The organism is Psychromonas sp. KJ10-2 (assembly GCF_047323255.1).
Lineage (GTDB): Bacteria > Pseudomonadota > Gammaproteobacteria > Enterobacterales > Psychromonadaceae > Psychromonas.
The window spans coordinates 2,431,499-2,455,957 of record NZ_CP178827.1 but is presented as its reverse complement, the minus strand read 5'-3'; the positions used below and the strand labels follow the sequence as shown (position 1 = coordinate 2,455,957).

The 24,459-nt window shown below is 38.8% G+C and carries 22 protein-coding genes and 4 pseudogenes; 8 read left to right on the top strand and 18 right to left on the bottom strand.

The features are described from left to right. Positions 1–218 precede the first annotated feature (218 nt). The 3 genes from betA to betI are packed head-to-tail and all read right to left on the bottom strand — an operon-like array spanning position 219 to position 3,977. Positions 219–1,907, bottom strand: a complete 1,689-nt coding sequence (betA, locus tag ACLKL2_RS11790) for a choline dehydrogenase (RefSeq protein WP_181817700.1) — start codon at positions 1,905–1,907, stop codon at positions 219–221. Positions 1,908–1,915: 8 nt separating this feature from the next. After that, positions 1,916–3,382 (bottom strand): betaine-aldehyde dehydrogenase, encoded by a 1,467-nt coding sequence (betB, locus tag ACLKL2_RS11785; RefSeq protein WP_413691816.1) that lies wholly within the window; start codon positions 3,380–3,382, stop codon positions 1,916–1,918. Next, on the bottom strand, positions 3,330–3,977 hold the full coding sequence (gene betI / locus ACLKL2_RS11780; protein WP_413691815.1) for a transcriptional regulator BetI: 648 nt from the start codon (positions 3,975–3,977) through the stop codon (positions 3,330–3,332). Before betI ends, betB begins: the two co-directional genes overlap by 53 nt. 593 nt (positions 3,978–4,570) lie before the next feature. Between betI and ACLKL2_RS11775 the strand changes: the two genes are divergently transcribed. Beyond that, positions 4,571–6,163, top strand: coding sequence for a glycerol-3-phosphate dehydrogenase/oxidase (locus tag ACLKL2_RS11775; RefSeq protein WP_113818354.1), 1,593 nt, complete (start codon positions 4,571–4,573; stop codon positions 6,161–6,163). 289 nt (positions 6,164–6,452) lie between these two features. Here ACLKL2_RS11775 and ACLKL2_RS11770 read toward each other — a convergent pair whose 3' ends face one another. Further along, complete coding sequence (locus ACLKL2_RS11770; protein ID WP_220149647.1) at positions 6,453–7,187, bottom strand: DeoR/GlpR family DNA-binding transcription regulator; 735 nt, start codon at positions 7,185–7,187, stop codon at positions 6,453–6,455. Next, entirely contained in the window at positions 7,184–7,897 is a 714-nt protein-coding gene (locus ACLKL2_RS11765) for a glycerophosphodiester phosphodiesterase family protein (protein ID WP_413691813.1), read from the bottom strand. The genes ACLKL2_RS11770 and ACLKL2_RS11765 overlap by 4 nt, the downstream gene beginning before the upstream one ends. A gap of 305 nt (positions 7,898–8,202) precedes the next feature. Between ACLKL2_RS11765 and ACLKL2_RS11760 the strand changes: the two genes are divergently transcribed. The 6 genes from ACLKL2_RS11760 (at position 8,203) to ACLKL2_RS11735 (ending at position 13,217) form a co-directional block, all read left to right on the top strand. Then, positions 8,203–9,222 carry a C4-dicarboxylate TRAP transporter substrate-binding protein gene (locus ACLKL2_RS11760; protein ID WP_113818356.1) on the top strand — a complete coding sequence of 340 codons (1,020 nt, stop codon included), beginning with the start codon at positions 8,203–8,205 and terminating at the stop codon, positions 9,220–9,222. 242 nt (positions 9,223–9,464) lie between these two features. Continuing rightward, positions 9,465–9,941 (top strand): TRAP transporter small permease, encoded by a 477-nt coding sequence (locus ACLKL2_RS11755; RefSeq protein WP_413691812.1) that lies wholly within the window; start codon positions 9,465–9,467, stop codon positions 9,939–9,941. 46 nt (positions 9,942–9,987) lie between these two features. After that, positions 9,988–11,232, top strand: a complete 1,245-nt coding sequence (locus ACLKL2_RS11750) for a TRAP transporter large permease (protein ID WP_413694310.1) — start codon at positions 9,988–9,990, stop codon at positions 11,230–11,232. A gap of 59 nt (positions 11,233–11,291) precedes the next feature. Further along, positions 11,292–12,089 carry an HAD family hydrolase gene (locus ACLKL2_RS11745; RefSeq protein ID WP_413691811.1) on the top strand — a complete coding sequence of 266 codons (798 nt, stop codon included), beginning with the start codon at positions 11,292–11,294 and terminating at the stop codon, positions 12,087–12,089. A 52-nt stretch (positions 12,090–12,141) separates the two neighbouring features. After that, positions 12,142–13,026, top strand: coding sequence for a glycerophosphodiester phosphodiesterase (gene glpQ / locus ACLKL2_RS11740; RefSeq protein ID WP_413691810.1), 885 nt, complete (start codon positions 12,142–12,144; stop codon positions 13,024–13,026). Continuing rightward, positions 13,026–13,217, top strand: a complete 192-nt coding sequence (locus ACLKL2_RS11735) for a glycerophosphodiester phosphodiesterase family protein (protein WP_413691809.1) — start codon at positions 13,026–13,028, stop codon at positions 13,215–13,217. The genes glpQ and ACLKL2_RS11735 overlap by 1 nt, the downstream gene beginning before the upstream one ends. A 272-nt stretch (positions 13,218–13,489) precedes the next feature. On the opposite strand, the gene ACLKL2_RS11730 is transcribed toward ACLKL2_RS11735, so the two are convergent. The 13 genes and pseudogenes from ACLKL2_RS11730 to ACLKL2_RS11670 form a co-directional block, all read right to left on the bottom strand. After that, a complete protein-coding gene (locus ACLKL2_RS11730) occupies positions 13,490–14,221 on the bottom strand; it encodes a class II aldolase and adducin N-terminal domain-containing protein (protein WP_413691808.1) in 732 nt (243 codons plus the stop codon). Positions 14,222–14,268: 47 nt separating this feature from the next. Further along, positions 14,269–15,105: an ABC transporter substrate-binding protein gene (locus tag ACLKL2_RS11725; RefSeq protein WP_413691807.1), complete on the bottom strand. Its 837-nt coding sequence runs from the start codon at positions 15,103–15,105 to the stop codon at positions 14,269–14,271. A 26-nt stretch (positions 15,106–15,131) separates the two neighbouring features. After that, positions 15,132–16,004, bottom strand: a complete 873-nt coding sequence (locus ACLKL2_RS11720; RefSeq protein WP_413691806.1) for a phytanoyl-CoA dioxygenase family protein — start codon at positions 16,002–16,004, stop codon at positions 15,132–15,134. Between the two features lie 17 nt (positions 16,005–16,021). Beyond that, positions 16,022–16,183 carry a hypothetical protein gene (locus ACLKL2_RS11715; protein ID WP_413691805.1) on the bottom strand — a complete coding sequence of 54 codons (162 nt, stop codon included), beginning with the start codon at positions 16,181–16,183 and terminating at the stop codon, positions 16,022–16,024. A gap of 107 nt (positions 16,184–16,290) precedes the next feature. After that, positions 16,291–16,986 (bottom strand): GMC oxidoreductase, encoded by a 696-nt coding sequence (locus ACLKL2_RS11710; RefSeq protein WP_413694309.1) that lies wholly within the window; start codon positions 16,984–16,986, stop codon positions 16,291–16,293. 96 nt (positions 16,987–17,082) lie between these two features. Continuing rightward, a pseudogene (locus ACLKL2_RS11705) lies at positions 17,083–17,603 on the bottom strand (GMC family oxidoreductase); the annotation flags it as partial. Between the two features lie 26 nt (positions 17,604–17,629). Then, positions 17,630–17,875: a lycopene cyclase family protein gene (locus ACLKL2_RS11700; protein ID WP_413691804.1), complete on the bottom strand. Its 246-nt coding sequence runs from the start codon at positions 17,873–17,875 to the stop codon at positions 17,630–17,632. A 154-nt stretch (positions 17,876–18,029) separates the two neighbouring features. Next, entirely contained in the window at positions 18,030–18,980 is a 951-nt protein-coding gene (locus ACLKL2_RS11695) for a purine-cytosine permease family protein (protein ID WP_413694308.1), read from the bottom strand. Positions 18,981–19,026: 46 nt separating this feature from the next. After that, positions 19,027–19,389: pseudogene (locus tag ACLKL2_RS11690) on the bottom strand (cytosine permease); the annotation flags it as partial. A gap of 115 nt (positions 19,390–19,504) precedes the next feature. Beyond that, positions 19,505–20,985, bottom strand: a pseudogene (locus tag ACLKL2_RS11685) (aldehyde dehydrogenase family protein). A 67-nt stretch (positions 20,986–21,052) separates the two neighbouring features. Continuing rightward, positions 21,053–21,925, bottom strand: coding sequence for a phytanoyl-CoA dioxygenase family protein (locus ACLKL2_RS11680; protein WP_413691802.1), 873 nt, complete (start codon positions 21,923–21,925; stop codon positions 21,053–21,055). A gap of 17 nt (positions 21,926–21,942) precedes the next feature. Then, positions 21,943–22,701, bottom strand: a complete 759-nt coding sequence (locus ACLKL2_RS11675; protein WP_413694307.1) for an amino acid ABC transporter ATP-binding protein — start codon at positions 22,699–22,701, stop codon at positions 21,943–21,945. A 123-nt stretch (positions 22,702–22,824) separates the two neighbouring features. Next, positions 22,825–23,442 (bottom strand): annotated as a pseudogene (locus ACLKL2_RS11670) (amino acid ABC transporter permease); the annotation flags it as partial. Positions 23,443–23,832: 390 nt separating this feature from the next. Between ACLKL2_RS11670 and ACLKL2_RS11665 the strand changes: the two are divergent. Beyond that, entirely contained in the window at positions 23,833–24,459 is a 627-nt protein-coding gene (locus ACLKL2_RS11665) for a LysR family transcriptional regulator (RefSeq protein WP_413691801.1), read from the top strand.

The following is a 24,459-nucleotide window of genomic DNA, read 5'->3' as shown; positions in this document are numbered from 1 at the left end:
ATGTTTTAAAACGCAACGCTATTATTTTTTAAGACAACCTCTGCCCTCAAACCTTAAGTATCGTGATAATGCCGATAAATGGCATGTATGGATGACGATAGTTAAACCCTGAACAAATAACGTAACTAATAGATCATTTGCAGTAATTGCTTAGGCTGACCTTTAACCTCGTTATGTATTAGTAAACATTCACTGTCTACTAATACACAATATTCAATTTATAAATCGATGTGTCGTTTAGGGGATTGTAGTCGCTGTGTATTTTCCCAATCATCAGCGACTTTCACGTTAGCTTTGTTAGGGCTTAGTAGTGTCTTTCCTAAGATGATATCTGCGGCACGTTCTGCAACCATAATGGTTGGTGAATTTAGGTTGCCGTTAGGGATAGTAGGGAAGATAGAAGAGTCAACGACTCGTAGGTTCTCGATGCCATGTACTTTCGTTTCTGAGTTCACAACAGCCATTGCATCTTCACCCATTTTGCAAGAACAAGAAGGGTGGTAAGCACTTTCAACTGAGCTTCGAACAAATTGATCGATCTCTTGGTCGGTTTGTATTGCTGAGCCAGGCTGAATCTCTTCACCTCGGTATTCATCTAATCCAGGTTGATTAATAATCTCTCGGGTTAAACGAACACAAGCTCGAAAGCCTTCGATGTCATCTTGATGTGATAAATAGTTAAATTGTATTTGCGGAGCAACATTCACATCACTTGATACTACTTTGACAGAGCCACGACTTTTAGGCTTGTTATGCCCAACATGTACTTGGAAGCCGTGACCTGCAAAAGCTTCCTTACCGTCATAACGCATTGCAGCCGGTAAGAAATGATATTGAAGATCTGGCCATTCTAAGCTTGCTTTAGAGCGAATGAATCCACATGACTCAAAGTGATTTGTCGCACCTAAGCCTGATTTGTTTAAGATCCAACGCATACCAATTAATAGTTTATTAAGTGGATCAATTTTCCCGTTTAAAGAAATAGGTTTTAAGCACTTAAATTGAAAATAAAACTCTAAATGGTCTTGTAAGTTTTCACCCACACCTGGTAACTCATGACGTAGCTCAATACCAGCAGCTTTTAATATTTCACCTTTACCAATACCAGAAAGTTGTAAAATATGTGGAGAGCCGATAGAGCCTGCGCTGAGTAATACTTCTTTATTACACAGCTGATCGGTTAGTTTACCGTCTACTTCATAACGGACACCGACTGCTTTTTTACCTTCAAGTAATACTTTGTGCACTAATGCATGAGTTACAACGGTTAAGTTACTGCGTTTCATCGCAGGTCTTAAATAAGCATTAGCTGTAGACCAGCGTACACCGTTTTTGACCGTCATATGCATTGGCCCAAAACCTTCTTGCTGTTCAGCGTTGTAATCGGCAGTCGCCAAATAGCCAGCATCAACTCCTGCATCAACAAAAGCTTGATATAATGGGTTTTTCATATTGTTGCCATTATTAGTGGCTAGCGGACCAGAGTCACCACGGTAATCGTTACCGCCAAATGACCAAGTTTCAGCTTTCTTAAAATAAGGTAAACAATGCGCATAATCCCAATCTTTTGCACCGGCTTGTTGCCATTCATCAAAGTCTCGAGCATGACCACGAACATAAACCATGCCATTAATTGATGATGAACCGCCTAATACCTTACCGCGAGGACAATGCATGCGGCGATTATCTAAATAAGGTTCAGCTTCAGTTTCAAATTGCCAAGCATATTTTTTGGTGTTCATTGGAATTGATAAAGCAGTTGGCATTTGGATAAAAATACTTTTATCACTACCACCTGTTTCTAATAATAATATTTTATTTTTAGGATCTTCAGATAAGCGATTGGCTAGTACACAACCAGCGCTGCCTGCACCAACAATAATGTAATCATACTGATCGTTAGTCATAGTCATCCTTAAAATGGGCTTTCTAGATTTTGCATACCAACATAAACGGCTTTTATTTGGGTATACGCTTTTAAGGTTTCGCTACCATTTTCACGGCCGATACCTGACATTTTGTAACCACCTACAGGCATTTCCGATGGTGATGCACCATAGGCGTTAATCCAACAAATACCTGCTTCAATTTGGTGTATAACACGATGGGCTCTAGTGATGTCTTGAGTGAAGACAGCGGCTGCTAAACCTAGGCGAGTATCATTTGCTCGTTTAATAACATCTTCTTCATCCGTAAAGGTGAGTACTGACATTACAGGGCCAAATATCTCTTCTTTAACGATTGTCATTTGATCCGTACAATCAGTGAAAATCGTAGGAGCAACAAAGAAACCATTTTCGGCACTTTTAGGTTGTAATGCTTTACCGCCAGTTAATAACGTTGCGCCTTCTTTTTTGCCAGTTTCAATATAATCGAGCACTTTTTGTTGATGGTCTTTTGAAATTAACGCGCCAAAATTTGTCTCTGGGTTCATTGGATCGCCACAGATGATATTTTGCTCTGTACGCTCAACTAAACGTTTGATAAAGCGAGGGTAAATTTCTTCTTGAACAAATACGCGTGTACCGTTAGTGCATATTTCTCCTTGGGTGTAGAAGTTGCCTAACATGGCTGCTGAAACCGAATTTTCAATATCTGCATCATTAAAGATCATTAAAGGTGATTTACCACCTAATTCCATGGTGACTTCTTTTAATGAACTAGCAGCTGCAGCCATTACTTTTTTGCCCGTTCCCACTTCACCGGTGAAAGAAACTTTTGCAATATCTTCATTACCAGTTAACCAAGCGCCAACACCCCCATCGCCTTGTACAACGTTAAAAACACCATCAGGAATGCCGGCTTCAGTAAATATTTCAGCCAAACGCATTGCACCACGCGGTGTTTCTTCAGATGGTTTGAAAATCATTGCATTACCACAAGCTAAAGCGGGAGCGGCTTTCCAACAAGCAATTTGTAATGGATAGTTCCAAGCCCCAATGCCTGCACAAATACCTAATGGTTCACGACGAGTGTAATAAAAGTCATCGCCTACAGTTTGTTGGTTGCCTTCAATGCCCGGTGCTAAACCTGCAAAAAATTCGATTGAGTCTGCACCCGTTACGATGTCAACTTCGAGTGCTTCTTGTAGAGGTTTACCCGTATCGATAACTTCACTAGCAGCGAGGTCATCATTATACTTACGTAATAATTCGACTGCTTTAAGCAGTAATCGGCTACGTTCCATTGCGCTCATTTTCGACCACACAGCAAAACCAGTTTTTGCACTGTCGATAGCTGCTTGTTGGACAAGTTCTGTAGCTGTTTCAACTAAATAGCTTACTTCACCTGTGCCTGGATTAATTACTTCGAATGTTTCGCCTGTGCCATTAGCAATGTATTGCCCGTGCACATAATTTTGATGAACGACTAATGATGACATTTTTTTCTCCATACTGTGTAATGACAGTATTAATAAAGGCTTTAGATAGGGTCTGAGCTTGTTTAAAGTCGGCTTCAGGGGTTGAGCTCAACGCACTACGTAACCAGAATCCATCAATGATCGCGGCTGTTTGTTTTGCGGCATTAACTGCTTCAACATCTGTAAGTAGTTGTTTAAACGAATAGAGTAGGTTGCTGTATAAGCGTCGGTTATTGATATGTTGTAGTCTAGCCAAGCCAGGGTCATGCATTGCTTGAGACCAGAAGCTTAACCACGTTTTGGTGGCTGCATTGGAGCGCTGTAGTTCGGTAAAGTTAGCTTCAACAATCATGAATAGTCTGTCTTGAGCAGAGAGCGATTTATCAGATATTTTAGCTAACAACACTTGTTTTATTTGATCGATAAGGTATCTGAGAGTAGCTTCAATTAAGCCTTGCTTCCCCCCAAAATAATGGCTGATTATGCCAGATGACATGCCTGCTATTGCACTAATTGTATTAATAGTCGAGTGCTGTAAACCATAGCGTTCTACTGAGATTAATGTTGCCTCAATAAGCTCTTGCTGCCTGACTTCTTTCATCACAGGTCTTGCCATAAATCACTTCCTTTTAATGTTAAATCGTTCAAATAGTTAATTGATTGAACGATCAATTAACTATAATCCTAATGATTAGTGCACTAACTATCAAGGAATAATTTTTAGGTTTGATCAAATAATGAATTGGTTTGTTTGCCTGTTAAGTATTAAATTATTAACAAATTTACCCATGAAGTGTTGCGGTTGGTGGGGTTAAGCTAATGGTTTGTAAATGAAATGTAATAAAATAATGGTAGATTAAATTAGTTTGGTAGGTAACTATTTTCAATGCTTAATGAAGCGCTATAACGATAATAAGATGGTCACTTAATTATTATAAGGAGCCTTTTCCAAGGTCTGATTATCTTGATCGTGGTCAGTATCATGCACCATTTACTGAATATATTTGTATTTAATACAGCCTGTTTATCCATTGAGAGTGTTCGTATCTACATAATCTTATGTTGATTATTTAACTTAACTCTACTTTTTACTCATTTGTGCTCAATATAAGTATTAATTTAATTAATTACAGTGTTAATTAGAAAATATTTATGTTCTAATTTGAACATTAAAGTGCGTTACCGAACATTTTTTTAAAGGATTCCGAAATGAGCCTCAATAGAACGAACAATATTAAACAATTAGCTGAAGAAGAGTTAGATGTCCTTATTTTAGGGGGTGGTATCAATGGTGCCGTTGCTGCTGCATCTTTGGCGGCTAAAGGCGTTAAAGTTGGTCTAATCGATAAAGGAGATTTTGCAGGAGCAACTAGCTCTAATTCTTCAAATCTCGCATGGGGTGGTATTAAGTATTTAGAAAGTCATGAGTATCGTTTAGTTAATAAGCTTTGTAAGAGCCGTAATAACTTAATGAAGCATTACCCATCATCAGTGACTGAAGTTCGTTTTTTAACGACTATTCAAAAAGGTTTCCGTTTTCCTGTTTGGTTTGTATTTATGGGCACGCTTGCTTATTGGTTATTCGGCCGTTTATTCACTATGGCTCCTAAGTACTTGACGCGTAATACGATTAAACAACTTGAGCCAAGTATTAAGGTTACTGGTGCGCAAGCGGGTTTCGAATACTCAGATGCTTTCTTAAAAGATAATGATTCGCGCTTTGTATTTAACTTTATTACAGCCGCTGCAAAGCAGTCTGCTATCGTTGCAAATTATGTAGAGTCGGTTAACGCGGTGCGTGAAAATAACCAATGGGTAATTCAGGCAAAAGATAAAACCAACGATCAAGCATTTACAATTAAAGCCAAAACGCTAATAAATGCTTGTGGTCCATTAGTTGACCAAGTTAATAAAGGCACCAAACAGAAAACATCGCATCATCACTTATTCTCTAAAGGGGTGCACTTAACAGTTGATCGTATTTCAAAAGAGCATCGCGTGTTAGCCTTTTTTGCAAGTGATGGACGTTTATTCTTTGTGTTACCAATGGGTTCTAAAACCTGTATTGGTACAACGGATAACCAAGTTGAAAGCCATCAAACCTCAGTGACAGATGAAGATCGCAAATTCATTCTTGATAATGCGAATAATTTATTAGATTTAGATAAGCCATTAACTAAAGATGACATTATTGCTGAACGATGTGGAGTCCGACCATTAGCTATTGAAGCTGAAGAAGGGGTTGCTGATTGGGTTGCATTATCTCGTAAACATGCGATTGATGTTAATAAGGCAGATAAACACATCAGTATTTTCGGTGGTAAGTTGACTGACTGTATCAATGTTGGTGATGAAGTTGCTGATATTGTAGAAGATTTAGATATTCCAATGAATAGGTCTAATGCGCTTTGGTATGGTGAGCCTGCTGATCAAGTTAAGGCTAAGTTCATGACTGCGATGCAAGAGGTGGACAAGTTAACACCTAAAGGCGCTTTGGAACCTTTATCAAGTCGTTTTTGGCGCCGTTATGGAGAGGATGCATTTACTTTATTGAAAGCGATTAAAGAGAACCCAGCTAAAGCAGAGCTTGCATTAGAGCATACGGAGTTTACGTGGGCTGAAATTGATTGGGTTGCTGAGAATGAAATGATTGTTAACCTTGAGGATTTACTGCGTCGACGTTCAAAAGCAACACTAGTGATTCGCAAAGAGCTATTAGACAATGCTGAAGGGTTAGAAGCGGTAAGTAAGCGTTTATTTGGTGATGATGCACAACAAAAAATCGATGAATTCCGAACTTAAGCTTATTTTATTCATATTATAGTTAACCTCAACTCTGCATAAGAAACGCCGCTTATTGATGATTTTTATGTTAACAAGCGGTGTTTAGTTAGGCCATAATGTTCGTATTGCTTAGCGCATGTTCGTTTGATTATAGTATCAATCATAATATTCAAATTAACATCACTAATGCTATTGATAGCAATACGATACCTTGCTGGGACCTATTCAATAAAGACTGCGTGTTTTTAGTCCCATTTGCTCTACATCTTTAATCTCTATCTTATGTTTAGCCTTTCATCAGAAAAGTTTATTTCACCGATATCAGTGGAAGTTCTGATGGTAGGTTAGTGTAGTTACTATAAATCTGATCAAATTGAGATAATGCAGCGACTTTCACTGAAGCGGAGATTGCCCATTTAGTTGCATCGGCGACCAACCATGTTTGTCGTGAGTTGTTTACAATACACTTTGATATTTCTGCCTCAGCAGTTTCATGCTCCATTGCACAATGACTATTGGTAATCCCTGCGCAGCCTAATATGCCAATATCTGCTTCAAAATTATTGAAGAACTCTGTGACATTATTACCAACAACATCTTGTTGTTGCGATCTAAATAATCCACCTGCGATATAAACTTCAATATCTGGATTCATTTCTAGTATACGAACGACCTGAAGATTGTTAGTGATCACTCTGTGTTTGGTTTTTAAATAATAGGCAATACGTGTCACTGTGGTGCCTATCCCCATAATAATGGTCGAGCCATCAGGGATCGAATTAGCAACTTTTTGGGCTATTTTATCTTTTGCATCAAACTGTATATCACTACGATATTGATAACTGCTATTGCTCAATTGAACTGGTAGGCCAACGCCACCATGAATACGTCGAGCATAACCCGCTTTACAAAGTTGATTTACGTCTCGACGAATTGTTTGCGTTGTCACTTGAAAGTGTTCAGACATCGCATCTATCTGAACATCTTCTCTTTGACGTAAGCGTAATAGAATATTTTGCTGACGAGCATTAAGTTTTATCATGCTTTAACAAATACATCAGGTTTATCAGTAATAATCATTTCTACACCCCAAGATCTAAATTTATTGGCTTGTGTCACATCGTTCAGTGTCCAAATGATCAGTTTAAGCCCGGTATCAGTGACTTTTTTGGCCATGGTTTCTTCTAATATTTTATGGTCAACATGCACACTATATAAGTTTAAAGGCTTCAGCTTTTCTAATTTAATCAATGGATTTTTATCAGTAATATAACCTAAGCGAATACCCGGTATGACTCGATGACAGTGTGCTAATGCTAAATCAGAAAAGCTAGATATGATGAGCTTTTCATTGGGAAAATTTACTTTAGCTAATACTTTTGAAACTGCATCTACAAGTGGTTCAGCTTGCTCAGAATGATGAACCTTAATCTCAAGATTCATATTCAAATCATTTTCCATGAAGAAGAGTAAAGTCTGCTCCAAGGAAATAATCTGTTCGCCAATAAATGCCTCTGAAAACCAACTGCCAGCATCTAATGCTTGCAATTGACTCAATGTAAAATCAGCGACTAAGCCTTCACCGTTTGTACAACGATCAACGGTTTCATCATGGAAGATGACTGGGATTTTATCTGCGCTAAGTTGTGTGTCTAACTCAATCCATTTTGCACCTGATTGCAGTGCTTTTTTAAACGCTGATAATGTATTTTCTGGTGCCAATGACGCTGCACCGCGATGACCTGCGATCATAAATTTACCTAGTTATGTTCATTTGAACTTTTATGGTGTTGTTAATGATAATGTATTTTAGAAAATATAAAAGACTTAAAATATAGCAGTTTGTCATATTAACTTAACAGTTAATTGGTATTTATAGGTGCTGGTCTACATTTTTGTAACCTACTATTTGCACAATATATATTTTCATATGACTCTTTTGGTGTTCATATGAATAATTTTATGGGGTGAGAAGCACATACAAGTTATCTCACTCTTTTTGTTTTAATAAACGAATTGATTTATTAAAGCTAACTTTACAAACAAAGGTACTATTTATGATAAAGGTAATCGGAACCGTATTAACTGCTGTTGCATTGCTGGTTGGTTGTGGCGAAAAACCTGCTGAAACAACAAAAGGTGCTAAAACAGTTGAGCCAATTGATATCAACATGAGTTTGGTATTTACTCAAAACGAATTATTGACTAAAGAGCTAATCAAAGCGACGGATAAAATTCGAGAGCGTACTAATGGAGGTGTAAACATCAAAGTTTATCCTGGTGGGCAATTACCAGTTTATAAAGATAACCTTGAGCAAGTTGTTAATGGTGCCGATTGGATTGCGGTTGAAGATTTAAGTTACCTTGGAGATTATGTTCCTGACTTTGCTGCGTTAGCTGGTCCAATGTTATATAACTCTTACGACGAATACCTAGCCATGATGGATACTCAATTAGTCGCTGACTTAACTGCTGAAGTCGAAGAGAAAGGTATTAAAGTGTTAAATGCTGATTACATGTTTGGTTTCCGTCATATGATCACCAATAAAGAAATTAAAAACTCTGCAGATATGGCAGGCATGCGTATTCGTGTTCCTGGTAGCCAATTATTTATTAGTACATTAGCGTCGATGGGTGCTGCGCCAGCATCATTACCTTTTCCTGAAACCTATGCGGGTGTTCAACAAGGTGTGGTTGATGGTCTTGAAGGTTCAATTTTGACTATGTACTCAACTAAAATGTATGAAGTGGCTAAAAACATGTCATTAACCAAACACTTTTTAGGGACTGTAGGTCTTTATATCTCACCTAAAGTTTGGGATAAATTCACACCTGAGCAACAGCAAATCATTAATGAAGAGCTAGCGGCTGGTGCTGTGTCGAATACCACTGAGTTAGTTAAGTTAGATGCTGAATACACTCAAAAACTACAAGATTTAGACGTTAAATTTAACGAAGTTGATAGCGCTGAATTTAGTAAATTAACAGCTGATGTTTACAATCAATTCCCTGCTTGGAGTGATGACATCCGAAGCCGAATTGGTGCAGAGCTTGAAAAAATCCGTGCTGCTGAGTAAGTGATCAGTTTTAAAAGTACTATCAGATAACTGCTTTATTGGGCTTTCAATAAGGCAGTTATTTTTTACGTTATGAAATGTCATTCATACCATTATCGATTACTTCCATCGTTTTTAAATAGCCTATTTTGAAGGTTTAAAATGACGATGTTACTGCGTTTATAGTGAAGTAAGTGTGAATGATTAATAACGAATTTTACTTAACAATCATTATTTCAATGAGTTAATAAGTAGGAGAAGTCATGGGCTTCTTAGTTAAAAATTTTGAAGAGATATTCGCGTCCATTGCCATATCCATTACCATTTTGATGGTGATTATTAATGTATTTCTTCGTTATGGATTTGGTTTTGTTGTGCCATGGAGCGAAGAGCTAGCGGTTATCTGTTTTATTTGGTCAGTCTACTTTGGTATTAGCTCGTGTTACAAACATAAGCTACACATGGGGGTTGATGTTGTTATTGCATTATTACCTGAAAGAGCAAAGCTCCCATTTAATCTGTTGGTTTTATCATTTTTATTAGTCATTAATGTGATTCTTGCTTATTTAAGTTACGACTACATGATGCTATCTAATAAAGTTTCTCCTGTGATGGGGATGTCTTATTTTACCATTAACGGTGTGTTGTTTTTGTGCTTTTCTTTAATGACGATTCATACCATCAACTTCATTCGAAGTGATTTAAAACAGCTATTTAAAAAGCAACCCAATACTCTATAGGTGACACAGTGGAAATCTATCTTCCCATTATTATTTTGTTCGTTTTATTTTTATTAAACGTACCTATCGCATTTTCATTGATCGCCTCTTCGTTGGTTTATTTTTATTTATCAATACCTCGATTCCAGTCAGCTTAGTGATGCAACGCTTTATTTCATCTGCTTCATCCTTCCCGTTATTGGCGATTCCCTTTTTTATAATGGTGGGATCAGTGATGAATTATTCTGGAATAAGCCGTAGTTTGCTGTCATTTGCAGATTCAATCATTGGCCATAAAACCGGTGGTCTTGCACATGTGAACGTTGCGTTAAGTACGCTGATGGGCGGAATTTCTGGGTCTGCTAATGCAGACGCAGCAATGCAATCTAAAATACTGGCGCCTGAAATGACCAAACGAGGTTATGACTTGCCGTTTACTGCTGCGATAACTGCGGCATCATCAAGCATTAGTCCAGTGATCCCACCGGGGATTAATCTTATTATTTACGCGTTATTAGCGAATGTATCAGTGCATCAAATGTTTATTGCGGGGTATGTGCCTGCATTTATGATGGCACTATCTTTGATGGTGACTATTGCGATCATTGCTAGGCGACGTAATTATGCGCCTTCAAGGTCGCAAGCTGCATCAGTTAAAGAGCGCCTACATCATTTAGGCAAAGCCATTCCTGCTTTATTAATTCCATTTGGCATTATTCTAGGTATGCGTTTTGGTTTATTTACGCCAACAGAGGCAGGGGCTATTGCTGTTTTATTGTGTGCCATTATTGGGTTATTTGTTTACCGTGAATTAAAGTTTAGCCATTTCCTGGTGATCTTCAAAGAGACGATTCAAGGTACGAGCAGTGTATTGTTTATTATCGTCGGTGCGATGATCTTTGGCTATTACATGACATTAGAGCAAATTCCGCAGAATGTCGCTTCAGCTTTAATTTTAGTGACTGATAACAAGTTAGTTCTATTAATGCTGATTAACTTATTGTTATTGATTGTGGGTATGTTCATTGAGGGTGGAGCGGCAATGATCATCTTAACGCCATTATTACTACCTGCAGTGCTGAACCTTGGGGTTAACCCTGTTCACTTCGGCATTATCGTGATTGTTAATATTATGATTGGCGGTGTAACACCTCCATTTGGTTCGATGATGTTTACCGTTTGCTCGATACTAAAAGTAAAGCTGGTGGATTTTGTGCGTGAAGTGTTGCCTCTTTTATTGGCATTATTAGCTGTATTAATGCTGTTAACCTACTCAGAAGGTTTAGTGATGTTTTTGCCTAATTTGCTATAAGTTGAGCGTCTGTTTAATCATTAAATATAAGCTGATAAGCCCCATAGATATTAAGAGATATGATGAAATTACCAAAAAATACATTAACGAATGAATGGAAAGATGTGCAATGGGTGCTGACTGATGTTGATGATACGTTAACTTGGGAGGGGCAGTTACCACCAGAAACATTAATCGCTTTGTCTGCTTTACAACAAGCGGGTTTGAAAGTCGTTGCTGTGACTGGAGCATGCGCAGGCTGGTGTGATCACATTGCTCAGCTTTGGCCTGTCGATGCGGTAATTGGGGAGAATGGTGCTTTTCTTATGGAAAAGAAAAGTGGATTTTTAACTCTTACCTCAGGTGAATCAATGCCCACTATTATTAAAAAGCAATCAGTACTAAAACAGCAAATCATGGACATTTTAGCTGATTATCCCGATTTAAAATTAACATTAGATCAGTCGTACCGTCTATGTGAAGTTGCCATTGATATTGGGCAGAATCGAACTCCTGTCTCTCCTGATGTTATTGCCGAAGTGATCTCGAAAATCAAGGCTTTAGGTGCGAATTCCACAGCAAGTTCCATTCATATCAATAGTTGGTATGGAGATCATTCTAAAAAAGCTACCTCATTTAGTTTTTTGCAAGCAAAGGGGTTGTCTCAAGCACAGATCATAAAAACAGCCTGTTATATCGGTGACTCATTAAATGACGAGCTTATGTTTGCTAACTTACCTAAAAGTGTTGGTGTCGCTAACATTAAAAATTACTGGAGCAAGCTTAAGCATCACCCGCAAGTTGTCATGTCTGAATCGGGTGGATATGGCTTTGCAGAGTTTTCTAAACTTTTATTAGCTGTAAAAGAAACTAATTGAACGTAATACGGGTTTATTTTTTAGTATTTTTAATACAAGGAACAACAACATCATGATTCAATTACCAAACTTAAAAAAATGGTTAGTAACGGTTTTAATTGCAATACCCTTAGCTAACAGTGCATATGCAGAAAAAATAGTCGTCGCTCACCGAGGTGCAAGTGGTTATTTGCCTGAGCATTCCATGTCAGCTAAGTCAATGGCTTACGCTATGGGGGCAGATTATATTGAGCAAGACGTTGTTATGACGAAAGATAATGCGCTGGTGGTATTACATGACCATTATTTAGATCGTGTCACTAATGTTGCTGATATTTTTCCAAATCGTAAGCGTGAAGATGGGCGCTACTATGCGATCGACTTTACTTTAGCAGAAATTAAACAATTGGATATGACTGAAGCTTTTACTATTAAAGAGGGTAAGAAAACAGCTATTTATCCAAAACGTTTCCCGCTTTGGCAGTCGCATTTCAAAGTACACACCCTACAAGATGAAATTGAACTGATTCAAGGGCTCAACACTAGTACTGGGCATGATGTAGGTATCTATGTTGAAGTTAAAGCTCCTTGGTTTCATCGTCACGAAGGAAAGGACATCAGTAGTGCCGTGTTAGATGTATTTAAGCAATATGGCTACACTAAAAAAGCTGACCTAGCTTACTTACAGTCTTTTGATGTTAATGAACTCAAGCGTATTAAAGACGATTTATTACCTGAACGAAATATGGATATTAAGCTTATTCAGTTAATGGCGGAAACAAGTTGGGGTGAAACCAAAGAGTATATTGATGGTAAAGTCGTAGACTATAACTACGATTGGATGTACCAACCTGGTGCGATGAAACAGATTGCCGAATATGCTGATGGAGTAGGGCCTTGGTACCCAATGGTAGTCTCTCCTGATTCAAAACAAGGCGATTTAATCTTTACTCTTTAGTGGAAAATGCACATCAAGCAGGCATGAAAGTACATCCTTATACCTTTAGAATCGATGAAGGTCATGTACCTGGATACGCAAAGGATTTTGAAGACTTCTTAAATATCTTTTTCTATAAAGCGGATGTAGATGGTGTATTCACTGACTTTCCGGATCGTGCGGTTAATTTTTTAAAGGAAAAGAAAGGGTAAATTAACTTACTATTAATAATAGTTAACAGAGATTCGATAATACGTCATGTCCTGTTAACTATTGTTTAAGCTTAATCTAACCTCAATACTGGATAAGAAAAGCGAGTCAACACCGCTATTTATTACGGATTTCTGCATTAAATTATTTCTTAATAACCCGTTATTGCTTCAATAATTTGGCTTGAACTACGCACCACTAGCAGCATTGTCTATTACATGATTTAAGTATCTGATTTTATATGATGTTTCGCTTTCATTAACCAGAACTGAGGTTAATCTAATAATGTAGGGTCTTGAGCAATCATTAATGCTTTCATCTCCTCAAAATGTTTACGTGAGAAATCTTCTATTCCCTCCCAGTCTTTTGCTGTTTTCTCCGCGACTTCATTGGATAACACATTTAGTGGCTGCCCTGTCGACCAAGCAGTAACAAGAATCTGACAAGCACGTTCTAATGTCCAAATATCATCAAAGGCAACACCAATATCGGTGCCAGTTACCATCACTCCATGATTACCCATTAACAAACGGCTATTATCTTTTAATAAGCTACATAACCTTGCACCTTCCTCCGTTGTATCTGCCATCCCCCCAAACATAGTATCTATGGACACTCTGTTGAAGTATCGTGCTGTATTTTGATCTATAGGTGGAATATGTGGGTTTTTCATGGTGGAAACAGCTGTGGTATAGATCGGATGTAAATGCATGGCTACGCGTACATGGGGCAGGTTTTGGTGAAGTTGTCCGTGGATAGACCACGCAGTAGCATCTACATCTGGATGCTCTGTAGTACTAGGGTCGTCTGCATCTAATAAGAGCAGGTCACTGGCTCTTACTTGTGAAAAATGCTTCCATTTAGGGTTGATTAAGAATTTTTTACCATCTTCAGAAACTGCTGCACTGAAATGATTAGCAACCGCTTCGTGCATACCTAAATGTGCAATAATACGAAGCGATGCTGCAAGGTCTATTCGTGTTTGTTGTTCTATTGATAGAGTCATGGGTTACTCCCGTAAAAAGTGCACAGGCTTGACTGTGCACAATCATATTAAGATTTAGGCATTAGTTGTTCGATATCTTCAGCAGTAGGCGCTTGAAAATTATATTTTTTCAATAAAGTATCGTATTCCGATGTTTGTTTGAATTTCTCTAACCCCTCGATTAGTGCTTGTTTTACTTCATCATTACCCTTCTTGATACCAAAGCCATTAAGCACTGGATAGATTAAAGTTTCAGAAGAGATGGATACACGATTACCTAGTTTATCGACCACACCACGTGCAACTGCTGCATCGGTAATTTGTGCTTCTACTGCATGCGATAGCATAGCTTGTGTGGTTTGTGGGTCAGTAGGGTATTCACGAATAGAGATTGGTTCTAAACCAGAAGCAACACAATACTCAGCTGAAACTGTTTGTAACTGTTTTAACCAAGAAGTCCCCGCCATTGAGCCAACCGTATGACCACAAAAATCTTCTGGTACCTTTGGTTGGTAGTCACTGCCTTTTACTGACAAGATCGACTCACCACTTTTTAAATAGGGGATCATATCGATTATTTTTATACGCTCTGCAGTGATATACATAGAAGAGTTAGTAATATCAAACTTCCCTCCACGTAAGCCTGGGATTAAATTAGCCCAACGTGTATCAATAGTGACCGCCTCTTTGCCCATCACTTTTGCTAAGCCAGTGATAAATTCAATATCAAAACCAACAGGTTTGTTATTTTCCATATATTCATAAGGGAAAAAAGTAGCATCTGTGCCTGCTATGATTTTATCTGGTTCATTGAAAGCAAATGTATTAAAGGATAATGCAGCACCTACGATGCCTGCCAGTGCTGCTCGTGTTGTTAAACGTTTTTTCTTTATAAAGTCTTTCATAATAATTCCTTTCATTAGTTTAGATTTTAAGATTTAACCGAATCTGAACCGGCTTGTTGAACAAAAAACGAGGCGCCTTTAGGTTTTTCTGGCAATCGTAATTGATTAGGTGTGCTTCGGGTTTCACCGCTTTCTGTGCCATACACTAGTAGCCCTGTATGTATGCTTGGTAAAGGGTTTTCTCCGAAAGGCAGTGCATCTTCTGCTGCATAGACGCTAATGTATAAAGTTCGAGGTAATTCTGTTTCATTAGGGCTAGAAGCATGTAATAGGCGTGAATGCATAAAACAAACTGATCCTACAGGGCCGAAACAAGACACTGGATTTTGACAATATAAACGTTCAACTTCAGAGCTAACCGCACCAGTAAATTGGTCATTATGCCAATGAGTATAAAGTGGACCTTTATGGCTACCAGGAATGACCTGTAATGGGCCATTTTCCATAGTTACTTCACTGATCATTAATAGGCAAGTAACTAGGTCATCGTTGCTATGTGGTGTAAATGGAAAGTCTTGATGCCATTTCACCTGTGTTGCTGTATGCGGTAATTTCGAATTTACTTTACTGTGGTGTAAACGTGCACCACTACTGCCTACAAGTTGACCTGCAATTTCTGATACACGCGAATCTAATGCGGCTTTTTTGTAGGCTTCAGATATCTCGGTTGGAGAAGTTACACGGCGCAGTGATGGATGAGTTGCACTGTGGTCACTCTCTATATCAAAACGTGCGCGCTTATCTAATGTTTCACCCCAAGGTTCAGCGTGTTGACGGCTATCTTCAACCCAATCATCAAAGTCACTTTGTAACGTCGCAACTTCTGGAGCTGTTAATACATTTTCCACTACTAAAAAACCTTGTTCGTGGTATTTATCTATTTGCCATTGTTCAATCATAATAACTTTAACCTTATTTAATTTAGTGAAACATCTTTTAAGAAAGCGTCTACACGAGGGTTATTACCGTCTCGTAATACTTGAGGGGCGTCATCACAAACCACACGACCTTGTTCCATGAACACAATGAGATCAGAAAATTTGAAAGCAAAGTTCATTTCATAAATGACTATGCGCATTAAGATAATGCTTAGCAACTTTTGTTGTTTGATGGCCTCTATGCCACTAATCAACTTAAATAATTTTTGAAAATGACTTTTACGTTAAGCACTTTTTTATATGCAAACTACACCTGATTAAGAATCATATCCGCCGCTCTATCCGCAATCATGATTGTAGGTGCGTTAGTATTACCATTGATGAGCGACGGCATTACCGACGCGTCAACCACACGCAAACCAACAACACCATTTACTCTTAATTGTGGATCGACTACAGCCCCATCATCACTACCCATCCGACAAGTCCCAACAGGATGGTATACCGTCTCAGCATTTGAGCGAATAAATTCATCAATATCGGAGTCATCCGCATCCTGATTAGTTAGCCCTATACCCTCTCCGAGTACGTCCTTAAAAGAAGGCTGCTGTAAAACATTAAGCGTTGTTTTTACAGCATCACGAAGAATAGTCAGATCCTCTGGATCAGATAAGTAGTTAGCAATAATTTTAGGGTGTACACTGGAGTCTTTACTTGAAATTTTGATTGTGCCTCGACTTTTTGGGTATCCATGATTAACGTAAATCGTTAATCCGTGTTCTTTCGGCCAAGAACTATCATGACTGGTCACTAAAGCCGGAGTGAGATGAAGTTGTAAATCTGGATAAGCCAAATTTGGATCGCTTTTAAGGAATGCGCCTGTTGATAGTGGTGCTTGTGCCGCGATTCCCTTTCTTCCTGCCATATATTGTGTACCAACCATCAACGCACGGAATGGATTCAACCAATGATAAAGACTAATCGGCTTGGTGATTCGAGACATAATACAAACACAAAGATGATCCTGGAGATTTTCACCGACCTGAGAACGATCAGCTATGACATCTATACCAAGTTCATTCAGCAATTTTGCTGGCCCAACACCAGAAAGTTGCAATAATTGGGGCGAGTTAATTGCCCCCCCGATAAGATGACCTCTTTACTACTATGTACTTGATGTAGGTGACCTTGACTTCGGTACTCTACCCCGATAGCGCGGTTATCTTCCCACAGAATCCTAGATGCTAATGCACCGGTAATAACAGAAAGATTACTTCTTGACTTAATGGGTTTTAGGAAACCAGTAGCCGTACTCCAACGACGTCCTTGATATACAGTCGCATCAAATTCGCCAAAACCTTCCTGGTTTTCTCCGTTAAAATCATCATTGCATCTAAAGCCAGCTTGCTTCCCTGCTTCAATAAACAAACTAGATAATTCAGATGTAGGGACGGCACGCGTTACACGTAAAGGCCCCGTCTTTCCATGATAAATATTGTCATCACGTTCATTAGCCTCTACCTTCTTAAAATAAGGTAAAACATCCTTGTAAGACCAACCCGTTGCACCCAATTCTTCCCACTTATCGTAGCAACCTGCGTTACCACGGGTATATACCATTCCATTTATGGAACTTGATCCACCTACTACTTTACCTCTGGGCCAAAAAGTTCACGATTATTTAAACGATTTTCCTTTTCAGTATAATAACCCCAATTTATTTTTTCATTAGGAGCTACAGCTGGAAGTGCGGCAGGAATATGAATTAATGGATTTTTATCCCAGTTTCCTGCTTCTAGCAAAAGAACATTTATATTGGGATCTTCACTTAATCTATTGGCCAACACACATCCTGCCGAGCCTGCACCAACGATTATATAGTCATAAGTCATAATTAAATCCTTTTGAAAAATGTATAAAAATATAGTCAATCCAAGATAATCAAAGTGTGAAATAGCCGAGTCAAGACCGTACATGTTGCAGCATAAGCCAGATTAACGAAGTAACACACTTAAATTGAATCAACCAACTAGGTTTATAGAAAAATTATGCAGTAATATCTACAACGTCTAGTTTCTTGTTTTTGTTGACCAAGTAATACAAGGCACCTGCAAAGATAAACCCTATTATCGAGGCAATATCCACTCCGCCAAGCAACTCGAACAATGGGCCGGTATATAAGCTAATACCCATAAACGGCACTTCAATAAGTATGCTTAACCCGTAAACCATCATCGCATTAACATTCCAGCGTCCATATATTCCGCCTCCTGCTTCAAAAAAGGACGGTATATGATATTCACCTTTCTGAATCAAAAAGTAATCAACTAGATTAATTGCGGACCAAGGGACTAAGAAGTAAATGAGGAGATAGATGAAGTTTGTAAAGCTGGTTAAAAAGTCATCACCTACTGCCGTTGCCATAAAGAAAGCAATAACGTGAAAGATAACGACAGCAGAAATTCGTGTTGACGTGCTTATATCCGAATTAGGAAATACACCTTTAAACATGGTCAATATGCTCAATGTCGCAGTATAAGAATTAATACAATTGACCAGTGCTGTTGCAGCGAACATAACAACAAGAATAGACAGACCGATCCCCCCATAATTTTCTTTTAGTGCCATAAGCGGGTCACCAGCTGTTATCTGTGATCCCAAGAACGCACCGATTATCATGGCGATGACAGCTCCTAGGGTACATCCCAAATACGTCCCCCAAAATGCGGCGGCTTCATCGCTATCTGGAGACATGTATCTTGAATAATCAGACACGTAAGGAGCAAACCCAATCAACCAAGACGCAGTAATCATCATCATCATAAAGAATGAAGCAACCGAAAAGTTTCCCACTTCAGTAAGACTTGGGTAGTCTCCTATATTGAAAGCGGCTTCTGCTGCAATCAATAATAAGATAGCCCCTACTATCCAAGCAGCAACTGATGATAGATATCGAACGAGCGAGTATCCAACGATAGTAATAACTAGACTGGTCAATGTAGCAAACAAAATGGCATATGATGCTGGTATTCTCTGGTATTGCCAGTAGTAAGGCCTGTTCGGCAACGACCAAGTTCGAAACAAAAAAGCCAAGAAGTATCAAGAAAACGATTTTAGTCAGTATCCCTGCACCTCTTGATCCAAACTGCCCTCGAGCTTGCAACATCTGTGGTACACCAAGCTTCGGTCCTTGTGATGCATGAAGACCCATCGTAATTCCACCGATAAGTCCACCAATAATAATCGCTAATACGGACCACCAAAAAGACAATCCGCTAATGATACCGATTGCCCCAGTAATCAAGGCTAAAGGCACCATGTTAAAACCGAACCAGATGCCAAACAATTCGCGCGACTTTCCTGTACGTTCATCTAAAGGAATAAACTCAACGCTTCTTTTTTCCATACTTATCGACGTTTTCGTCGGCTTATCATTAATATTCATAAATCCCTCTATTACTAGTTAATGTTGTTAAAAATGTGTTGTATGTCCAATGCAAGAATTAAACAGAAATTAACTCTTACTTTAAGTACCAACCCAATGGTTCTTCGTTATGGTATGTTGTGATTTGTTTGGTTTCTAAGTAATTATCAAGACCCCAAGTGCCCAATTCTCGTCCTATTCCACTCTGTTTATAACCACCCCAAGGCGCTTGTAAAAATAAAGGTTGTGAACAATTCACCCAAACAATGCCTGCTTGTAGATTCCGAGCGACGCGGTTTGCTCTATCGATATCTTTAGAAATAACACCAGCAGCCAGACCCAACTCCGAATTATTAGCACTCGCGACAGCTTCTGCTTCATCTTTAAAACGACGAAGAGCAACGACAGGTCCAAAAATTTCATCTGTCCAGATAGGATGATCTTCTGGAACATCTCCAAAAACGGTCGGCTCAATAAAGTACCCTTTATCAAATCCGTCGGCTCGTTTACCACCAGTTAGTACATTGATGCCATCTGAATTACCCTGTTCAAGCGTGGCAATAATGGCATCGTACTGCTTTTTGTTGACAACTGGGCCTAACTGAACGTCCTGATCCATACCATAACCAATGACGACTTTTTCAGCCTCTTGTACTAAGCGTGATGTCAATTCGTCATAAATGCTGTCATGAACCAGTACTCTGGAGGTTGCAGAACAAACTTGGCCTTGGTTCCAAAAATACCAAACATGATCCATTCAACTACTGTTTCAATATTGACATCATCAAAAATAATCAGTGGAGATTTCCCACCAAGCTCAAGGCTTATGTTTTTGACTGTATTTGCGGCTGAACGCATAATCTGCTTGCCCACTGGGCCACTACCAGTAAACGCAACTTTATCAACAGCTGGATGTTCACATAAGATAGGGCCTATTTCTGAACCGTGACCGGTGACTATGTTTAAAACACCTTTAGGTAATCCGATTTTTTGACAGATACGGCCGAGCTCTATGGCAGTCATTGAGGTAACTTCTGAAGGTTTTAATACCATAGTACAACCCGCTGCGAGAGCAGGAGCGACTTTCCAAGCCGCCATATCGAGTGGAAAGTTCCATGGAATAATGGCACTGACGACACCTAATGGTTCTTTACGAACCAAACAGCTATAACCCTCACTATGAATCTCTACCTCAGACTCTTGGTTATTATCAAAATCTTCTGCTAGATTGGCGTAAAACTCAAAACAAGCGACTACACCGCTCATATCTAGCTGAGCTTCTGTAAAAGGTTTTCCGTTATCTTGTACTTCTAGCGTTGCCAAAAAATCCAAATTATCGTTAATTTCTTTGGCGATAGCTCGTAGATACTCAGCACGTTGTGTACCTGTTAATCCGGACCAGCTACCGCTATCAAATGCTTCTCTAGCGGCTTTGATAGCCACTTCTGCATCTTTAACAGTGGCGCTAGCTATCTCTGCAATCACACTTTCATTACTAGGGTCAATACTAGCAATGGTGGCTTCGTTTGATGGTGCTACCCATTTGCCATCAATATAAAGTTCGTTATACGTGCTCATTAGTTACTCCTATAGAAATACTGTGTATCAGCATGTGTTGTATCACTTTTGATTAAATTACCTGTTTTTACATCATGGTGGCATCGGTGCCGGCTTGTTGAACAAAAAACGAGGCGCCTTTAGGTTTTTCTGGCAATCGTAATTGATTAGGTGTGCTTCGGGTTTCACCGCTTTCTGTGCCATACACTAGTAGCCCTGTATGTATGCTTGGTAAAGGGTTTTCTCCGAAAGGCAGTGCATCTTCTGCTGCATAGACGCTAATGTATAAAGTACGAGGTAATTCTGTTTCATTAGGGCTAGAAGCATGTAATAGGCGTGAATGCATAAAACAAACTGATCCTACAGGGCCGAAACAAGACACTGGACTTTGACAATATAAACGTTCAACTTCAGAGCTAACCGCACCAGTAAATTGGTCATTATGCCAATGAGTATAAAGTGGACCTTTATGGCTACCAGGAATGACCTGTAATGGGCCATTTTCCATAGTTACTTCACTGATCATTAATAGGCAAGTAACTAGGTCATCGTTGCTATGTGGTGTAAATGGAAAGTCTTGATGCCATTTCACCTGTGTTGCTGTATGCGGTAATTTCGAATTTACTTTACTGTGGTGTAAACGTGCACCACTACTGCCTACAAGTTGACCTGCAATTTCTGATACACGCGAATCTAATGCGGCTTTTTTGTAGGCTTCAGATATCTCGGTTGGAGAAGTTACACGGCGCAGTGATGGATGAGTTGCACTGTGGTCACTCTCTATATCAAAACGTGCGCGCTTATCTAATGTTTCACCCCAAGGTTCAGCGTGTTGACGGCTATCTTCAACCCAATCATCAAAGTCACTTTGTAACGTCGCGACTTCTGGAGCTGTTAATACATTTTCCACTACTAAAAAACCTTGTTCGTGGTATTTATCTATTTGCCATTGTTCAATCATAATAACTTTAACCTTATCTAATTTAGTGAAACATCTTTTAAGAAAGCATCTACACGAGGGTTATTACCGTCTCGTAATACTTGAGGGGCGTCATCACAAACCACACGACCTTGTTCCATGAACACAATGCGATCAGAAACTTTGAAAGCAAAGTTCATTTCATGAGTGACAATCACCATGGTGATGCCTTCTCGAGCGAGGTCTTCAATCACTTGTAATACTTCATTAACCTTCTCTGGGTCTAATGCTGATGTTGGTTCATCGAATAACATAATTTGTGGGCGCATCATCAATGCACGGGCGATGGCTACGCGTTGTTGTTGTCCCCCTGATAACTGATGTGGGTATTTCCATGCGTGTTCTAACATACCTACTTTATTAAGGAGTTGGTAAGCCTGCATTTCTAGTTCTTTTTTATCACCTAAGTTATGATAACTTGGCGCTAACAATAAGTTTTTAAGTACAGTCATATTTGGAAATAAGTTAAAACTTTGGAATACCATCCCTATTTTGGTGCGATGTTCTTGATGCTCTTCGATATGAGGTTTAGTCGAAGCATGATGTACATACTTCAAAAAAGCTTCTCCATTTAATTCAATTTTTCCGTTATTTAATTCTTCAAGACCATTTAATAATCGGATTAAAGTGGTTTTACCTGAGCCTGAAGGCCCAATAATAGAAACGACTTCACCAGATTTTATCGTTAAGTCGACCGCGCCGAGTACCTCTACACCGTTGTACGCTTTATGTAATTTAGAAGCTTCTAGTGCTGGAATATCAGAATTAGGAGTTGGCTCTGTAACTATCGCAGGTGCATTTTTTACTTGCTCAATCAATGCTTCTGGTAATATATGGTCTTTGGTCGACTTTGTTACATCAAGGTAATTTTCTAATCTTTTTAATAGGAAATCGAATATCGTAACAATCGCAACATAATAAATTGCAACTGCAGCCATGGTTTCTAATACTAAAAAGTTTTGTGAGTATAAACGTTGCCCTACCATTAAGATTTCGGTCAACGAAATGACTGAGACTAATGAGGTTAGTTTTACAATAGAGATATATTCATTAGCAAGTGAAGGTAACGCAACACGTATCGCTTGTGGTATGACAACCAGCCACTGCATTCCCGTAAATCTTATGCCTAAGGCTCGAGCCGCTTCACCTTGCCCTTTAGGGACTGCAAGTAAACCACCACGATGAATTTCAGCAACATAAGCACTTTCACACAGTACCATTGCAATTAAACCAGCCCAAAAAGGTTCTGCTAAAAGGGCACCGGTCGCTGGGATGAGTTGTGGCATGTTATAAACAAATATGAGTAATACTAATAAAGGTACGCTTCGAAAAAACCAAATATAAAGTTTAGAAGGTAAATTGAGCATTGGATTTTTAGACTGTTTACCGAGCGCCAATATAAATCCAAATACGATACTTAATCCCCAACTTGCTAAACTAAGTTGAATAACTGTCCAGCTTGCGAGCCAAAAGTCAGCTAGGTTGAAAAGACTAAACATATAATCCCAATCAAATATCATAAAACGCACCTTCCTTGAAATATTGAGCAAGAGAATGATTTAAATCAATACGGCAATCTCTCTCTTGTGTGTTTACTATGCGATTGTTTTATGGAACGTGGCAATTATATTTTTTGTCTCTTCTAGTTAAAAAAATTTATCTAGTCTGGAAGACTGATACAAACTATGTTTAGGCTATTTAGCTTTTTATTTTCGCCCTAAAAAAGAGCGAGACTCACCAAAATAGAGCGCTGCAGAGGTGTTTAGGGGATTTAGAGTGTTGAGTTAACATCATGGGTTTTTGCAAGGATATGTATAAAATGCTTATGGCATTGCTTTTGCTTACTATCCAATATGCCAACCCAGTTAACGCTTATAAATAGAGTGCACATGAAAAATTTTACCCTTAAACAGCTCCATTATTTCTCTACAGTAGTAGAGACCAAAAGTATTGTTGAAGCCTCTAGAAAATTATTTATTGCGCAGCCTTCTATCTCTATAGCAATTAAAAATTTAGAGCATACCTTTGGTCAGCAACTATTAATTCGTCATCATGCGCAAGGTGTCTCATTAACACCCGATGGGCGTCGATTTTATGAAAAAGCACGTGAGTTATTACGTCTATCACATGAGTTTGAACAAAATACATTAGCTGACAATGATCATATCGGAGGCAAAATTTCCATTGGTAGCTTTGAGTCTGTTGCTCCTTTATATGTGCCTAAGTTGATTGCAGGTTTTAAAGGTTTATATCCAGATATTGAGATTCAACTCTGTGATGGTGAACAACATGAGATGATGATTGGTTTACATCGAGGAGAGTTTGATTTAGCTTTTTTGTATGACTTAGAGTTAGATAACTCGATTCGTAAAGAAGAGTTGAATGCTCCTCATAAACCTTATGCGTTACTTGCTGCAGATCATCCGTTAGCACAAAAAAAGTTAGTGACACTAGCAGAGCTTAGTCAAGAGCCGATGATCCTATTAGATGTTATTCCAAGCCGTAATTATTTTTAA

Excerpts from the sequence above, each read along its gene's own strand:
- betA (WP_181817700.1), bottom strand. The coding sequence starts at position 1,907 with ATGACTAACGATCAGTATGATTACATTATTGTTGGTGCAGGCAGCGCT.
- ACLKL2_RS11770 (WP_220149647.1), bottom strand. The coding sequence starts at position 7,187 with ATGATAAAACTTAATGCTCGTCAGCAAAATATTCTATTACGCTTACGT.
- ACLKL2_RS11760 (WP_113818356.1), top strand. The coding sequence starts at position 8,203 with ATGATAAAGGTAATCGGAACCGTATTAACTGCTGTTGCATTGCTGGTT.
- ACLKL2_RS11720 (WP_413691806.1), bottom strand. The coding sequence starts at position 16,004 with ATGATTGAACAATGGCAAATAGATAAATACCACGAACAAGGTTTTTTA.
- betI (WP_413691815.1), bottom strand. The coding sequence starts at position 3,977 with ATGGCAAGACCTGTGATGAAAGAAGTCAGGCAGCAAGAGCTTATTGAG.
- glpQ (WP_413691810.1), top strand. The coding sequence starts at position 12,142 with ATGATTCAATTACCAAACTTAAAAAAATGGTTAGTAACGGTTTTAATT.
- ACLKL2_RS11745 (WP_413691811.1), top strand. The coding sequence starts at position 11,292 with ATGATGAAATTACCAAAAAATACATTAACGAATGAATGGAAAGATGTG.
- ACLKL2_RS11775 (WP_113818354.1), top strand. The coding sequence starts at position 4,571 with ATGAGCCTCAATAGAACGAACAATATTAAACAATTAGCTGAAGAAGAG.
- ACLKL2_RS11710 (WP_413694309.1), bottom strand. The coding sequence starts at position 16,986 with ATGTCTCGAATCACCAAGCCGATTAGTCTTTATCATTGGTTGAATCCA.
- ACLKL2_RS11765 (WP_413691813.1), bottom strand. The coding sequence starts at position 7,897 with ATGATCGCAGGTCATCGCGGTGCAGCGTCATTGGCACCAGAAAATACA.
- ACLKL2_RS11680 (WP_413691802.1), bottom strand. The coding sequence starts at position 21,925 with ATGATTGAACAATGGCAAATAGATAAATACCACGAACAAGGTTTTTTA.
- ACLKL2_RS11715 (WP_413691805.1), bottom strand. The coding sequence starts at position 16,183 with ATGCGCATAGTCATTTATGAAATGAACTTTGCTTTCAAATTTTCTGAT.
- ACLKL2_RS11700 (WP_413691804.1), bottom strand. The coding sequence starts at position 17,875 with ATGACTTATGACTATATAATCGTTGGTGCAGGCTCGGCAGGATGTGTG.
- betB (WP_413691816.1), bottom strand. The coding sequence starts at position 3,382 with ATGTCATCATTAGTCGTTCATCAAAATTATGTGCACGGGCAATACATT.
- ACLKL2_RS11730 (WP_413691808.1), bottom strand. The coding sequence starts at position 14,221 with ATGACTCTATCAATAGAACAACAAACACGAATAGACCTTGCAGCATCG.
- ACLKL2_RS11665 (WP_413691801.1), top strand. The coding sequence starts at position 23,833 with ATGAAAAATTTTACCCTTAAACAGCTCCATTATTTCTCTACAGTAGTA.
- ACLKL2_RS11755 (WP_413691812.1), top strand. The coding sequence starts at position 9,465 with ATGGGCTTCTTAGTTAAAAATTTTGAAGAGATATTCGCGTCCATTGCC.
- ACLKL2_RS11725 (WP_413691807.1), bottom strand. The coding sequence starts at position 15,105 with ATGAAAGACTTTATAAAGAAAAAACGTTTAACAACACGAGCAGCACTG.